Origin of the sequence: Pseudomonas sp. BW7P1 (genome assembly GCF_024981055.1) — a bacterium.
GTDB lineage: Bacteria > Pseudomonadota > Gammaproteobacteria > Pseudomonadales > Pseudomonadaceae > Aquipseudomonas > Aquipseudomonas bananamidigenes.
The window spans coordinates 1587036-1601969 of record NZ_CP103374.1 but is presented as its reverse complement, the minus strand read 5'-3'; the positions used below and the strand labels follow the sequence as shown (position 1 = coordinate 1601969).

At 61.1% G+C, this 14934-nt stretch carries 13 protein-coding genes; 4 read left to right on the top strand and 9 right to left on the bottom strand.

The window, feature by feature from the left end; genetic code table 11:
* Positions 1–24: 24 nt before the first annotated feature.
* From pcaF to pcaR, 5 genes are all read right to left on the bottom strand, one after another.
* Entirely contained in the window at positions 25–1230 is a 1206-nt protein-coding gene (gene pcaF, locus NWV16_RS07185) for a 3-oxoadipyl-CoA thiolase (RefSeq protein WP_260522498.1), read from the bottom strand.
* Entirely contained in the window at positions 1227–2009 is a 783-nt protein-coding gene (locus tag NWV16_RS07180) for a CoA-transferase subunit beta (RefSeq protein WP_260523491.1), read from the bottom strand. Before NWV16_RS07180 ends, pcaF begins: the two co-directional genes overlap by 4 nt.
* Positions 2006–2863, bottom strand: coding sequence for a CoA transferase subunit A (locus tag NWV16_RS07175; RefSeq protein WP_260522497.1), 858 nt, complete (start codon positions 2861–2863; stop codon positions 2006–2008). The genes NWV16_RS07180 and NWV16_RS07175 overlap by 4 nt, the downstream gene beginning before the upstream one ends.
* 188 nt (positions 2864–3051) lie before the next feature.
* Positions 3052–4398, bottom strand: coding sequence for an MFS transporter (locus NWV16_RS07170; RefSeq protein WP_260522496.1), 1347 nt, complete (start codon positions 4396–4398; stop codon positions 3052–3054).
* A 294-nt stretch (positions 4399–4692) separates the two neighbouring features.
* Entirely contained in the window at positions 4693–5535 is an 843-nt protein-coding gene (gene pcaR, locus NWV16_RS07165) for a pca regulon transcriptional regulator PcaR (RefSeq protein ID WP_065257562.1), read from the bottom strand.
* 629 nt (positions 5536–6164) lie between these two features.
* Here pcaR and NWV16_RS07160 point away from each other — a divergent pair.
* Both NWV16_RS07160 and NWV16_RS07155 read left to right on the top strand, forming a co-directional pair.
* Positions 6165–6365 carry a hypothetical protein gene (locus NWV16_RS07160; RefSeq protein ID WP_007986337.1) on the top strand — a complete coding sequence of 67 codons (201 nt, stop codon included), beginning with the start codon at positions 6165–6167 and terminating at the stop codon, positions 6363–6365.
* A 375-nt stretch (positions 6366–6740) separates the two neighbouring features.
* The gene (locus tag NWV16_RS07155) at positions 6741–8216 is read left to right on the top strand and encodes an inorganic phosphate transporter (protein WP_065257561.1); all 1476 of its coding nucleotides are present in this window, start codon (positions 6741–6743) and stop codon (positions 8214–8216) included.
* 577 nt (positions 8217–8793) lie between these two features.
* On the opposite strand, the gene ccoM is transcribed toward NWV16_RS07155, so the two are convergent.
* From ccoM to NWV16_RS07145, 3 genes are all read right to left on the bottom strand, one after another.
* On the bottom strand, positions 8794–8910 hold the full coding sequence (gene ccoM / locus NWV16_RS27720) for a cytochrome c oxidase subunit CcoM (RefSeq protein ID WP_007959205.1): 117 nt from the start codon (positions 8908–8910) through the stop codon (positions 8794–8796).
* A gap of 146 nt (positions 8911–9056) precedes the next feature.
* On the bottom strand, positions 9057–9218 hold the full coding sequence (locus tag NWV16_RS07150) for a hypothetical protein (RefSeq protein ID WP_260522495.1): 162 nt from the start codon (positions 9216–9218) through the stop codon (positions 9057–9059).
* 147 nt (positions 9219–9365) lie between these two features.
* Positions 9366–9707, bottom strand: a complete 342-nt coding sequence (locus tag NWV16_RS07145) for an aspartate-semialdehyde dehydrogenase (RefSeq protein WP_065259630.1) — start codon at positions 9705–9707, stop codon at positions 9366–9368.
* A 240-nt stretch (positions 9708–9947) separates the two neighbouring features.
* Here NWV16_RS07145 and rapA point away from each other — a divergent pair, with 240 nt between their 5' ends.
* A complete protein-coding gene (gene rapA / locus NWV16_RS07140; RefSeq protein ID WP_260522494.1) occupies positions 9948–12794 on the top strand; it encodes an RNA polymerase-associated protein RapA in 2847 nt (948 codons plus the stop codon).
* Between the two features lie 115 nt (positions 12795–12909).
* On the opposite strand, the gene NWV16_RS07135 is transcribed toward rapA, so the two are convergent.
* Positions 12910–14259, bottom strand: coding sequence for a spinster family MFS transporter (locus NWV16_RS07135; RefSeq protein ID WP_260522493.1), 1350 nt, complete (start codon positions 14257–14259; stop codon positions 12910–12912).
* A gap of 301 nt (positions 14260–14560) precedes the next feature.
* Between NWV16_RS07135 and NWV16_RS07130 the strand changes: the two genes are divergently transcribed.
* A complete protein-coding gene (locus tag NWV16_RS07130; protein WP_260522492.1) occupies positions 14561–14914 on the top strand; it encodes a YkgJ family cysteine cluster protein in 354 nt (117 codons plus the stop codon).
* Positions 14915–14934: the final 20 nt, after the last annotated feature.

The following is a 14934-nucleotide window of genomic DNA, read 5'->3' as shown; positions in this document are numbered from 1 at the left end:
GTTCTTTTTCGTCACGGCTGCGTGTCAGATACGTTCGATGGCCAGGGCCAGACCCTGACCGACACCGACGCACATGGTCGCCAGACCTTTCTTGCCGCCGGTCTTTTCCAGCTGATGCAGGGCCGTCAGCACCAGACGCGCGCCGCTCATGCCCAGTGGATGACCGAGGGCAATCGCGCCACCGTTCGGGTTGACCTGGGCCGCATCGTCCGCCAACCCCAGTTCACGCAATACCGCCAGCCCCTGGCTGGCGAAGGCTTCGTTGAGTTCGATCACATCGAAATCGCTGACCGCCACGCCGAGGCGCTCGGTGAGCTTGCGCACCGCCGGCACCGGGCCGATGCCCATCACCCGTGGAGCGACTCCCGCGCTGGCCATGCCCAGCACTTTGGCGCGAGCAGTCAGGCCGTGTTTTTTCACCGCTTCGGCGCTGGCCAGAATCAGTGCGGCGGCGCCGTCATTCACACCCGACGCGTTGCCGGCGGTGACGGTCTTGTCCGGACCGTTGACCGGTTTCAGTCTGGTCAGGGCTTCAAGGGTCGTGTCGGCGCGGGGATGTTCATCCTGACTGACCACGGTTTCGCCTTTCTTGTGGGCGATCCGCACTTCGACGATCTCTTCGGCAAAGTAGCCGGCAGCCTGGGCGGCGGCCGTGCGTTGCTGACTGCGCAGGGCGAACGCGTCCTGGTCCTCGCGCGACACTTTATAGTCGTCGGCGACGTTGTCGGCGGTCTGCGGCATCGCGTCGACGCCGTACTGGGCCTTCATCAGCGGGTTGATGAAACGCCAGCCGATGGTGGTGTCTTCCAGTTTCATGTTGCGCGAGAACGCCGCGTCAGCCTTGCCCATCACGAACGGTGCGCGGGACATCGACTCGACGCCGCCGGCAATCGCCAGCTCCATCTCGCCGCTGGCGATGGCGCGGAACGCGGTGCCGATGGCGTCCATGCCCGATGCGCAAAGACGATTGAGGGTGACACCGGGCACGCTCTCCGGCAGCCCGGCCAGCAACAGCGCCATGCGCGCCACGTTGCGGTTGTCTTCACCGGCCTGGTTGGCACAGCCAAGGAACACTTCGTCGAGGGCGTTCCAGTCCACCGACGGATTGCGTTCCATCAGGGCCTTGATCGGCACCGCTGCCAGGTCATCGGCGCGCACCGCCGCCAGACCGCCACCGAAACGACCGATGGGGGTACGAATCGCATCGCAGATATAAACGTCACGCATCATGCTTCTCCCGGTGCCTGGCCGTGGGCCGCTGCAGTGCGGGCCTCGAGGTCGCGCAGGGCCGTCAGCTCCACCTCGGTCGGTTCGGCAGTGACCGCAACGCTGTCGGCGAACCGGATCGCCCAACCGGTGGCGGCGACCACTTGTTCGCGGGTCACGCCCGGATGCAGGGCGGTCACCACGAACTCGTTGGTGCCCGCTTCCGGTTCCATGATGCACAGGTCGGTGATGATGCCGACCGGACCGGCACCCGGCAGGCCCAGACGCTTGCGCGAATCGCCGCCCTCGCCATGGCCGACCGAGGTAATGAAATCGAGCTTGTCGACAAACGAACGCGCCGACTGCTTGAGGATGATCAGCACGCTTTTCGCGGAGCCGGCAATTTCAGGCGCACCACCGGCACCCGGCAAGCGGACTTTCGGCTGGTGGTAATCGCCGACCACGGTGGTGTTGATATTGCCAAAACGGTCGACCTGCGCTGCGCCCAGAAAACCGACGTCGATGCGCCCGCCCTGCAGCCAGTAGCGAAAAATCTCACCGGTCGGCACGACGGTGTCGGCGGTTTCCGCCAGCTCGCCGTCACCGATCGACAGTGGCAACACACTGGGTTTGGCGCCGATCGGGCCCGACTCGTAGATCAGCACCACGTCCGGCGACGAGGTCAGGCGCGCCAGGTTGGCGGCTTTCGACGGCAGGCCGATGCCGACGAAGCACACCGAGCCGTTCTTCAGGCGACGGGCCGCGGCGACGGTCATCATTTCGTTGGTGGTGTACGTCATTATTTGGCCTCCGAAGCAGCGGCCAATCTGGCCTGGAATTCGCTGAAGTCAGCGCAGCCATGGATGTATTCGTTGATCCACGCGGTAAACGTCTCACGGTCGCGGGCGATCGGATCCCACGCCTGATAGAAACGGTTGTCACGCTCGGTGTAACCGTGGGCGTAGGACGGATGCGCGCCACCGGGTACATGGCAGACCGCACTCAAGGCCCAGGTCGGCAGCACACAGGCGTTCATCGGCGCGTCGAGGTTGTCGACGATTTCTTCAACGGTGACGATGCAACGCCTGGCGGCCAGAGCGGCTTCTTTCTGCACACCGAGGATGCCCCACAGCAGCACGTTGCCCTGACGGTCGGCTTTCTGGGCGTGGATCACGGTGACGTCCGGGCGCACCGAAGGCACGGCGGCCAGCACTTCACCGGTGAACGGGCACGTGACGGATTTGATCAGCGGGTTGACCTTCGGCAGATCCGAACCGGCGTAGGCTCGCAACACCGCAAATGGCAGGCCGGAAGCGCCGGCGACGTAGGCATTGGCCAGATCGGCGTGGCTGTGCTCTTCGATTTCCAGCGCATGGGGCCATTGTTTCTCGACTGCGTCGCGCAGACGGTGCAGCGAACCCACGCCCGGGTTGCCGCCCCAGGAGAAGATCAGTTTGCGGGCACAACCGGCACCGATCAGTTGGTCATAGATCAGGTCAGGGGTCATCCGCACCAGGGTCAGATCTTTCTTGCCCTGACGAATGATTTCATGACCCGCCGCCGTAGGGATCAGATGTGTGAAGCCTTCGAGCGCGACGGTGTCGCCGTCGTTGACGAATCGCTTCACCGCGTCGTGCAGCGAAAGAATCTCAGCCATGGAGCGGGCTCCCGTTTTTCCAGTGAATCGCCAGTGATAAAAAAGGCGCGAGGTCATGCGCCGGAGTCACTGAAGATTAAGCCGCTGATTTTCACCAAACAATCCGATAATCGACTGAGTGTTCGTTTATCGAACAGATTGTTATCAACCTAATGATCGCCCCGGGTGCGGGGCGATCCGTCTTGATATCAGGTTGCGTCCGCGTGACTGACCAGGCCCTTGATGACCACCGCTGCGGTCGCCAGCCCCGCCGGGATCACCAGCGCCGTGAGCACTTGTTCGAAGTTCCAGCCCAGGCCCAGCAGGGTCGCGCCCATCCATGCGCCGAGAATCGCACCGAAGCGGCCGATCCCCAGCATCCACGACACCCCTGTCGCCCGGCCCTGGGTCGGATAAAACCGCGCCGCCAGTGACGGCATTGCCGATTGCGCGCCGTTGACGCACATGCCCGCCACCAGTACCAGCGTCGCCAGCAACGTGATGTTGCCCAGGCTTTGCCCGACCGCGTAGGCAAACACCCCGGCCAGCAGGTAGAAAATGCCGATGACCTTGTGCGGATTGAATCGGTCCATCGCCCAGCCTACGCCCACTGCGCTCAACACTCCGCCGAACTGGAACAGCGCGCCGATGAAGGCCGCCTGCTCCATGCTCGCGCCGCTGTCACGCATGAGGGTCGGCAGCCAACTGGTCAACAGATAAACAATCACCAGGCCCATGAAGTAAGTCAGCCAAAGCAGCAATGTGCCGACGCTGTAGGTGCCGGAGAAAATCACCGCGAGCACGTTACGGGCTTTTACGGTTTTCTGTTCCGGCACGCTGAAGCTCGCCGCCTGGGCGACGGTGGCCGGGTCGATCGGTGCGAGGGTCTTGCGCACCTTGTCGGTGCCGCGATTGCGTACCACCAGATAGCGCGCCGATTCCGGCAACCAGGCCAGCAATACCCCGGCGAGAATCAACGGCAGAATCCCGCCGATCAGCAACAGACTGTGCCAGCCGAACGCCGGAATCAGCTTGGCCGAAATGAATCCGCCACCGGCCATGCCAAGGTTGAACCCACAGAACATGCTGGTCACCAAAAGCGACTTCTTGCGCTCCGGGGTGTATTCCGACAACAGCGTGGTGGCGTTCGGCATGCCCGCGCCCAGTCCCAGCCCAGTGAGGAAACGCAGCACCAGCAATTGTTCGACGCTGGTGGCGTAGGCCGAAGCCAGGCTGAAGGCGCCGAACAGAAAAACCGCGCCGACCAATACGACTTTTCGCCCGAAGCGGTCAGCCAACGGCCCGGAACCCAACGCGCCGAAGACCATGCCGATCAGCGCGGCGCTCATCACCGGGCCGAGGCTGGCGCGGTCGATGCCCCAATCCTGGGACAAGGCCGGCGCAATGAAACCCATGGCCGCGGTGTCGAGGCCATCGAGGAAGACAATCAGGAAACACAGAATCACCACGCGCCACTGATAGCGCGAGATCGGTTGGGCATTGATGAAGGACTGCACGTCGAGGCAGTGACCTACAGCGGACTGAGGCTGGTTCATTATTTTTATTCCACGCAAAAAACGCAGTCGAACGGCGACCGGCCAATGACCGGCACGGATACAACTCTATAAGAAGGGAATCAGGCGTTGCGCTGAAATCGGCAACAGGACCGGGAGCGGCGACAGTCGGGGAACGTGCACATGGGAAGTTGCCTCTTGTCATTATTATGTAAGTCGACGATCCGGCGGGCTCATTTACTTCGGTGCCGGATGACGCTGCCGCGACATTAATGATCCGAGGGTTTTAGCGTCAATTCGATAAACGCAACTCTGTGCGTTTATCGAACAGCTTCATCAGGCGAACAACTGCGCACTGAGATCGCGGCTGGCGCTCAACAGGCCCGGCAGAAAACGTTGTTCCAGTTCGCTGCGACTGACGCGGCCGGCATGAGTGCTGACATTGAGCGCCGCCACCACCTGGCCGGAAGCGTCGTACACCGGCACTGCGATCGAACGCAGACCCTGCTCCAGTTCCTGGTCGACGATGCACCAGCCTTGCTGCCGCACCTCTTGCAGACAGGCGAGCAAGGACTCGGGGGTGTGCAATGTACGACTGGTCTTGGCCACCAGTTCGGCGTGGTCGAGGTATTCGCGCAGCGAGGTGTCATCCAGCGCCGCCAGCAGGATCCGGCCCATGGACGTGCAATACGCCGGCAGCCGCCCGCCCACTGACAGATCCACCGAGATGAGGCGCTGGGTCGTGGCCGAACGTGCGATATAAAGGATGTCGTCCCCTTCCAGCGTGGCCATGTTGCAGGCTTCGTGCAGTTGCTCGCTCATGCGATCGAGGTACGGTTGGGCAGAGACGGCCAGCGGCGTCGACGACAGATAGGCGTGACCGAGGGTCAGCACTTTCGGCAACAAAGAGTAGGTACGCCCGTCGGTGGTGGCGTATCCGAGTTTGATCAAGGTGTGCAAGCAACGGCGCACGGCGGCGCGGGGAATTTCCGTGCGGTGACTGATCTGGGCGATGGTCAGGTGCCGTTTGCGCTCCTGAAACGCCTGCACCACCGCCAGGCCGCGGGCCAGAGAAGTCATGAAATCAGGATCGCCGGTCATGGCCTGGATGCGCTTGGCCGGTGAGGCAACGATCGGCGGCGCCACTGACGTAAAGGAATTGCGCATTTGATCGTTCATGTCGGGATCTTTTTCCTGTACGGATCGACGGCTATACAAGCGACTCGCAGACCGATGCACAAGTACCGGCCTGCCAACTTCGGGCGATTATCGAACCACCGACCGATAATCGCAATTGCTCCAAAGGCGACGGGCGGACGATTTTTAACAACTTCTTACTTCCGGGTCCGCAACCCTAGTTGTTCGACCATTGGCGCCAGAAACACATCACTGATGAACAAGGTCGTAACTACTGCTGACAGTTGCGCATCACAAAACAATCACACACCCGGAACCGTTTTTAACTTCGCAAAGATAGTCAATCCAGAATCGGCCGCTATAATGCCCCTTAATGGTGTCGCGCTTTTATCTGCTGCCGACACCATTCGCTGAAACAATGTCCATTGCATTCAGCCCGGCCAGCGCCTGATGTTCATCACCCATGCACCGCCAGCGCGCTCGCTGAAAACAGGAAACTGATGCTGCGTCAGTTTTAATCTGGTGCCGTAGCCGCCTGTAACACGGAAGTCCTGGCCACTTTGCCGATTGCACCGCTGCCCTTTCGAGCAGTGACTTGTCGGCGAACGGGTCAATCGATTCGTTGCAGTGCGTTTCACCAGACATTTATCTCAACTCATACAGGTAGCACTGTGACGAAAGACGAACTGCGCGCGGAACTTGAGCGCCAGGAACAACGTTACAAGGAAGTTTACGGCGGGGAAGTCACCACCTACGCCGCCCAGCCCGAACCGGAACGCAAACCCTGGCGTAAACGCGCCACTGTTCAGGATCAGGTCTTCCAGCAGGAACTGCAGAAGATGGAAAAGGAACTCAAAGCCGAAGAGCCTTGAAGTCGTCCTTTGTATCTTTCGAAGGTCAGCGTACTCACCGGGTTACAAGCACGGTGGACTGACGAGGCCTTGCGCGCCCGCTACCCGCGGGCAGCGGCCAGCTTCCCCGTATTGCGCGGGCCTGGAGCACGTCAGACACGTCTTTCAGATTTTTCATACAAGCTTCCACCCCCTCCCGGACACCGGCCAACCTGCCACCTTTGAGCACTTTTTCCAATTGAATCAACAGGTTGCAAAACCCTGCAAAATGCTCGGGCAATGCACCTTGATACAAATTAATTGAGCGAAGAAGGTGACCGATGAGCAGGTAGGGGATCGATTTCCAGTCTTTTCTGGCATAATCGCGCCCCCTTATGACCGGGTCAGAAAACCTTCATGATCGATTTATTCAGCGGACTGGATGCCTGGGTGCTTGTGAGCCTCCTGCTCGCCCTGACATTTGTCCTCGCCTTCGAGTTCATCAATGGATTTCATGACACCGCTAACGCGGTAGCCACTGTTATCTACACCAAAGCGATGCCGCCTCATCTGGCGGTGTTCTTCTCGGGCGTGTTCAACTTCCTCGGCGTATTGCTGGGCGGCGTCGGCGTGGCGTATGCCATCGTCCATCTGCTGCCGGTAGAACTGTTGATCAACGTGAACACCGGCCATGGTCTGGCCATGGTGTTCTCGCTGCTCGCCGCCGCCATCGCCTGGAACCTGGGCACCTGGTACTTCGGTATCCCTGCTTCCAGTTCACACACCCTGATCGGCTCGATCCTCGGTGTCGGCCTGGCCAACGCCTTGATCAACGATATTCCGCTGGGTGATGGCGTGAACTGGCAGAAAGCGATCGATATCGGTGCTTCGCTGGTGTTCTCGCCGATGGCTGGTTTCCTGGTCGCCGCGCTGGTGCTGATCGGCCTGAAATGGTGGCGCCCGCTGTCGAAAATGCACAAGACGCCGGAACAGCGCCGCAAGATCGACGACAAGAAACACCCGCCGTTCTGGAATCGTCTGGTGCTGGTCATGTCCGCGATGGCGATGAGCTTCGTGCACGGCTCCAACGACGGTCAGAAAGGCATCGGCCTGATCATGTTGGTACTGATCGGTATCGTGCCTGCGCAGTTCGTGCTCGACCTGAACAGCACCACCTACCAGATCGAACGTACCCGCGATGCGACCCTGCACCTGAGCCAGTTCTACCAGCGCAACGCTTCTTCCCTCGGCGAGTTCCTGGCCCTGGGCAAAAGCGTGGAAGGCGACCTGCCGGAGAAATTCCGCTGCAACCCGCAGCAGACCGAACCGACCATTTCCGCCCTGCTCCACACGCTCAAAGGTGTATCGGATTACCACTCGCTGCCGGCGGAAAGCCGCATCGAAGTGCGTCGCTACCTGCTGTGCCTGGACGATACCGCGAAGAAAGTCGCCAAACTCCCGGGCCTGGAAGCGCGTGAAAAAGCCGACCTCGACAAGCTGCGCAAAGACCTGACCACCACCACCGAATACGCCCCGTTCTGGGTGATTCTGGCGGTCGCCCTGGCCCTGGGTCTGGGTACCATGATCGGCTGGAAACGCGTGGTCCTGACCATCGGCGAGAAAATCGGCAAGCAAGGCATGACCTATGCCCAGGGCATGTCGGCGCAGATCACTGCCGCGAGCATGATCGGCCTGGCCAACATCTTCAGCCTGCCGGTGTCCACCACCCACGTCCTGTCCTCGGGCGTGGCCGGCACCATGGTCGCCAACAAAAGCGGCCTGCACAGCGGCACCGTGAAAACCATCCTGCTGGCCTGGGTCCTGACCCTGCCGGCCACCGTGGCCCTGTCGGCCGGCCTGTTCTGGCTGGCATCGAAGGCGCTGGGTAGCTGATAGATCGTAGTAATGAAAAAGGCGTGATTCGAAAGGATCACGCCTTTTTTGTTGCCTTCGGAAATGGAACGCGGAGCGTGGGAACGATCAATGTTTTGGCTTTGGCTTTGGCTTTGGCTTTGGCTTTGGCTTTGGCTTTGGCTTTCCACCACTCAACACAATGAGCGTTAGCTCGAGTACCGCTTTTGACGTGCCGGCCCCATCGGAAGGCTGAGTGGAGGGATTTATCCGGGGGTGGGAGCGCAGCGACCTTGCGGCGCAGCCGCATGCATCGAGAGGAGGTGCAGCGAAGCAAACCGGAGGCGATGCCCCCGGATGAATCCCGGAGCGAAGGAACCCCGAGCCCCAGCGAGCGGGCCGAACGCAGGAGCAAGCGTTTTTTTGCTTACTTTTTTGAGGCGTTTGTCAAAAAAGTGAGTCGCCGTAAGGGCGAAACCGCCATTAGCAACACCCAAAGAAACGGATACTCACCCAAAACAACCCAAAGCATGGTCGGCCCAAAGGCCGCCAAGACACAAAAAAAAAGGGCAACCGAAGTTGCCCAAAATGCCTTGCGTGCTCATCAAATCCGGAAGGACTAAGGCTTCTTGCGCTTATTCGCATCCTTCCAGATAAAAAATCCAAACCCTGCAAAAAACAGAACCATGAGCCCTACCGTCAGAACCCCGGCAAACACCACGTTATCGAAAAACATGACTGGCCTCCTGGCCCCTGCTTTGCTGCGATGGAGCTAAGTTAACCAATCAGGCAGGCGCAGGAATTGACCGGGATCAATACCAGTAAAGGTGTGTAGGAAAGGGGAGGAAATAACTGACCTGCATCAACGGATACAGGGGAAGATCAACGCTTTTTCGGTTTGTTTTTCGACTTTTTCTTCGGTTTTCCCAACGGCATGGCCTGTTCGAATGCCTTGCGCACTTCATTCAGGCGTTTTTCGTTGAGGTCATGAACCCGCTTGGCGCGCTCAGTGTTGAGGTCGATCAGTTTGTCATCTTGGCTCATGGCGCTAGGAACATCGCTTGGACTGAATCACAACTGCCGGACCGCCGACAGGACTGCGCCCATAATGCGGCCTGGCGCCAGCGCTGGCTAGTCATCAATAAAAAGGGATACAACGAATCGTGTACTCAGGACGCCAGCCGGGCAGCCTTAGATCTCGATATCGACCCACAAGCCCTGACGGGGTTGATCTTCCATCAGCGGCACCACCGGCACGGTGTTGTCGGCATTGAGTTCGGTGCCCGGCACCGCGAGGTGCTCCTGTGGATCCTCGTCGGCCTCGCGGCGACGACGGTCGCGCTCCTGCTGACGACGCTGTTCTTCGCGAAGCAGCAGGCCGTCTTCTTCCGGGTCACGTTTTTGCAGGTCGATGGTGCTTTCATTGGAGCTTTCCTGCACCGGCACCACCGGAGGAATGTCCGGCCGCTGGCGGATCGGATCCTGCTGGGAAGTGATCGGCACGGCGCTCAGGGGGAGCATCGGTGGCAGCATATGAAGGGTCTCCTGTCAGCAGGCTATCGGCTGCGGCATCGGTGCCTTGAGCCATCGGTCGCAAACTTGTGACCGGGTTGGCACTCACAGGTGCCCGGGCTGTGCTTAAAACTGACAGATGACCGCATTTGCCCTCACTCGCGGCTTGCAGCTAAAAGCTCGTCACGGCTCCTAATCCTTTGGCCTCAGGGCCTCATTCCGTTAAGATAGCCCGCTTTTTCAAGGTGGGAGTCAGGCAGCATGGCGCAGCAGTATCAACCGGGGCAACGCTGGATCAGTGACAGCGAAGCAGAGCTTGGTTTAGGCACCGTTCTGGCACAGGATGGCCGCTTGTTGACCGTGCTTTACCCGGCCACTGGCGAAACCCGCCAGTACGCGCTAAGGAATGCGCCCCTGACCCGCGTGCGATTCTCGCCGGGTGACTCCATTACCCACTTCGAAGGCTGGAAAATGACCGTGCGCGAAGTCGAGGATGCCAATGGCCTGCTCGTCTATCACGGCCTGAACGCCGGGAACGAAGCCGTTACCCTGCCGGAAACCCAGCTGTCGAACTTCATTCAGTTCCGCCTGGCCAGCGACCGCCTGTTCGCCGGCCAGATCGACCCGCTGTCGTGGTTTTCCCTGCGTTATCACACCCTGGAACACACCAGCCGCCAGCTGCAGTCCTCGCTGTGGGGGCTGGGTGGCGCGCGTGCACAACCGATCGCGCACCAGTTGCACATCGCCCGTGAAGTGGCCGACCGCATCGCGCCACGGGTATTGCTGGCGGACGAAGTGGGTCTGGGCAAGACCATCGAAGCCGGCCTGGTGATCCATCGTCAGCTCCTTTCGGGCCGCGCCAGCCGCGTACTGATCCTGGTGCCGGAAAACCTCCAGCACCAATGGCTGGTGGAAATGCGCCGCCGTTTCAACCTGCAAGTCGCACTGTTCGACGAAGAGCGATTCATCGAAAGCGATGCTTCCAACCCGTTCGAAGACACCCAGCTGGCTCTGGTGGCGCTGGAGTGGCTGGTCGACGACGAGAAGGCCCAGGACGCGTTGTTCGCCGCCGGCTGGGACCTGATGGTCGTCGACGAAGCACACCATCTGGTCTGGCACGAAGATAACGTCAGCCCGGAATATTCGCTGGTCGAGCAACTGGCCGAAACCATCCCCGGTGTGCTGCTGCTCACCGCCACCCCGGAACAACTGGGTCAGGACAGTCACTTCGCCCGTTTGCGCCTGCTCGACCCGAACCGCTTCCATGACCTGGCCGCCTTCCGTGCCGAAAGCGAGAACTATCGTCCGGTGGCCGAAGCCGTTCAGGAACTGCTGGACAAGGGCCGCCTCTCGGCTGAAGCGCACAAGACCATCCACGGCTTCCTCGGCAACGAAGGTGAAGCCCTGCTTACCGCCGTCAACGATGGCGACACCGAAGCCAGCGCCCGCCTCGTGCGTGAGCTGCTCGACCGCCACGGCACCGGCCGCGTGCTGTTTCGCAACACCCGTGCCGCCGTGCAGGGTTTCCCTGAGCGCAAGCTGCATCCGTACCCGCTGCCGTGCCCGGACGAATACCTCGAACTGCCGCTGGGCGATCACGCCGAGCTGTACCCGGAGGTCAGCTTCCAGGCCCAGCCGGACGCCGGCGAAGAAGAACGCTGGTGGAAATTCGACCCGCGCGTCGAGTGGCTGATCGATCAATTGAAAATGCTCAAGCGCACCAAAGTGCTGGTGATCTGCGCCCACGCCGAAACCGCGATGGACCTGGAGGACGCTCTGCGGGTGCGCTCCGGCATCCCGGCCACGGTGTTCCATGAAGGCATGAGCATCCTCGAACGTGACCGCGCCGCCGCCTACTTCGCCGACGAGGAGTTCGGCGCGCAGGTGCTGATCTGTTCGGAGATCGGCAGCGAAGGCCGCAACTTCCAGTTTGCCCATCATCTGGTGCTGTTCGATCTGCCGTCGCACCCGGACCTGCTGGAACAGCGGATCGGTCGTCTGGACCGGATCGGCCAGAAACACACCATCGAACTGCATGTGCCCTACCTGGAAACCAGTCCGCAAGAACGCCTGTTCCAGTGGTACCACGAAGCGCTGAATGCGTTCCTCAATACCTGCCCGACCGGCAACGCCTTGCAGCATCAGTTCGGCCCGCGCCTGCTGCCGCTGCTTGAAGCGGCGGATGACGGCGAGTGGCAAGCCCTGATCGACGAGGCACGCCGCGAGCGCGAGCGTCTGGAAGCCGAGCTGCATACCGGCCGCGACCGTCTGCTGGAACTCAACTCCGGCGGCGCCGGCGAAGGTGAAGCGCTGGTCGAGGCGATTCTGGAACAGGACGACCAGTTCGCCCTGCCGATCTACATGGAAACCCTGTTCGACGCATTCGGCATCGACAGCGAAGACCATTCGGAAAACGCCCTGATCCTCAAGCCGAGCGAAAAAATGCTCGACGCCAGTTTCCCGCTGGGCGACGACGAAGGCGTGACCATCACCTACGACCGCAACCAGGCGCTGTCACGCGAAGACATGCAATTCATCACCTGGGAACATCCGATGGTGCAGGGCGGCATGGATCTGGTGCTGTCCGGCTCGATGGGCAACACTGCGGTCGCACTGATCAAGAACAAGGCGCTCAAACCGGGCACCGTGCTGCTGGAACTGCTGTACGTCAGCGAAGTGGTCGCGCCGCGCTCGCTGCAACTGGGCCGTTACCTGCCACCGGCCGCCCTGCGCTGCCTGCTCGATGCCAATGGCAACGACCTGTCGGCCCGGGTGGCGTTCGAGACCCTGAACGATCAGCTGGAAAGCGTGCCACGCGCCAGCGCCAACAAGTTCATCCAGGCTCAGCGCGATCAGTTGACACCACGGATCAACGCCGGTGAACAAAAGGTCACCCCGCGCCATGCCGAGCGCGTGGCCGAGGCCCGCCGCCGTCTGGCAGCGGACACCGACGAAGAACTGGCGCGCCTGACCGCCCTGCAGGCGGTCAACCCGACCGTACGCGACAGCGAACTGGTTGCCCTGCGCGAACAGCGCGAGCAAGGCCTGGCCATGCTCGACAAGGCTGCGCTGCGACTGGAAGCGATCCGGGTGCTGGTGGCGGGTTAAACCGCCCTGCTCCAACGCCACACATGAAAAGGCCCGCAGCGATGCGGGCCTTTTTTTGTCTGCCATTTTTGGGGTGATGCCAATGGCCCCATCGCTGGCAAGCCAGCGATAGCAATCATGCAGTTACCGCAGCGCCCTCAGGCTCCACCACTGCCGACATCCCCGCCTTCATCCGCTTGGCATCCCGCACAAAACACCGCGACGCCAGAAACAGAAACACCATCGTGAACAACAGCGCTACCGGGATCAGGTACATCGCGTCATGCAGGCCGATCGCCTTGAAGGCCTCGGTCATCTGTCCGGCGCCCGCCGCTGCCATGGCCGATTTCGCGAAGTGATCGGACAGACCGCCCACCACGACAGGCCCCAGACCGCCGCCCAGCAGGTACAACCCGGCAAAGAACAACGCCATCGCCGTAGCCCGCAGGCGCGGTTCGACCACGTCCTGAATCGCCGTGTACACACAGGTGTAGAAGTTATAGGCAAACAGCCAGCCGACACTGAACAGCGCGACAAACACACCGATCTCGATCCGGCCGGCATGCAGTGCCCACGCAGTGCAGACGGTGGAAATGATCAGGCTGAACGCCGCAAACAACAGGCGCCCGTTGGCCACACGCTGGTGAATCTTGTCGGCGATCCAGCCGCCCAGGGTCAGGCCGATCAGCCCGGTCACTCCGACGATCAGCCCGGTGGCCACCGCCGCTTCCTGCAGCGGCATCAGAAAATAACGTTGCAGCATCGGCACCAGGAACGAGTTGCAGGCATAGGTCGCAAAGTTGAAGCACAACCCCGCCAGCACCAGCCACAGGAACGTCGGGACCGCCAGCACCCGGCGGATCGGCTTGTCGACCTTCTCTTGCGACACCTGCACGGTTTCCGCCGCACCGCGTCTGGGTTCCTTGATAAAGAACATGAACACCGCGAGCAGCAAGCCCGGCACCGCAGCGATAAAGAAGGGGGCACGCCAGCTGTCGAACGCCTTGACCATCGCGCCAATGGTGAAGAACGCCAGCAGCAGCCCCAACGGCAGGCCCAGCATGAAGATGCCCATGGCCCGCGCGCGGCGGTGGGCCGGGAACAGGTCACCGATCAATGAGTTGGCCGCAGGCGCGTAACTGGCCTCACCGATACCGATGCCCATGCGCACCAGCAGGAAACTCCAGAAGCTGCCGACCAGACCGTTGACGGCCGTCAGCGCGCTCCAGGTCGCCAGCCCCCAGCCCATCAGTTTGCTGCGCGAGCCGGTGTCGGCCAGACGCCCCAGCGGCAGACCGGCAATGGCATAGACGATGGTGAACGCGGTGCCGACGATGCCCAGCTGAAAGTCGCTGAGGTGCCATTCCATGCGGATCGGCTCGATGATGATCGCCGGGATGGTGCGATCGAAGAAATTGAACAGGTTGGCAAGGAACAACAGGAACAGAATGCGCCAGGCATTCGCCGCTTGGGTCGAGTTCTGCATGGGTCCGTCTCTTTTATTGTCATGGGGCTTCACTGCCGACGCATCCGAGCCCGGAACCTGCAATCTAGTCATGGCAATCGGGGCTGTCTGTGATCATTCGCCAGCCTGATATCCGCCCATGGCACTGTAACGAAACGTAAGCCCTTGATAAGCCTCGAATCCCCCGAAAACCGGGGCTTTTGCGAAAAATCCGGTAATGAAAAAATACTTTCTCGCCCCCCTTCCCAACGCCGTTGCAAAGCCTAGAATGGCCGCCGGATCCGTCCGGATCCTCCCGATCAATCCCTTTGATGCCCCTCCCATGTCCGATGTCAGTCCGTGTCTGAATTGCGGTGCCTGCTGTTCTCATTTTCGTGTGTCATTTTTCTGGGGTGAATGCGCATCCTCCGGCGGGACCGTCCCCGATGAGCTGGTCACCCAGATCACGCCGAGCCGGGTTGCCATGATCGGTACCGACCGCAAGGCCCCGCGCTGCACTGCGCTGGCGGGCGAAGTCGGCAAGGCCGTGAGTTGCACGATCTACGACAAGCGTTCGAGCCCCTGCCGGGAATTCGAGGCGTCGTGGGAAAACGGCGTGCAGAACATCGACTGCGACAAGGCCCGCGCCCGCTTCGGCCTGCCCCCGCTGCAACCGCACTGGAACGAGGTCGCCTGAGCCTTAGCGCCAATCGCTAT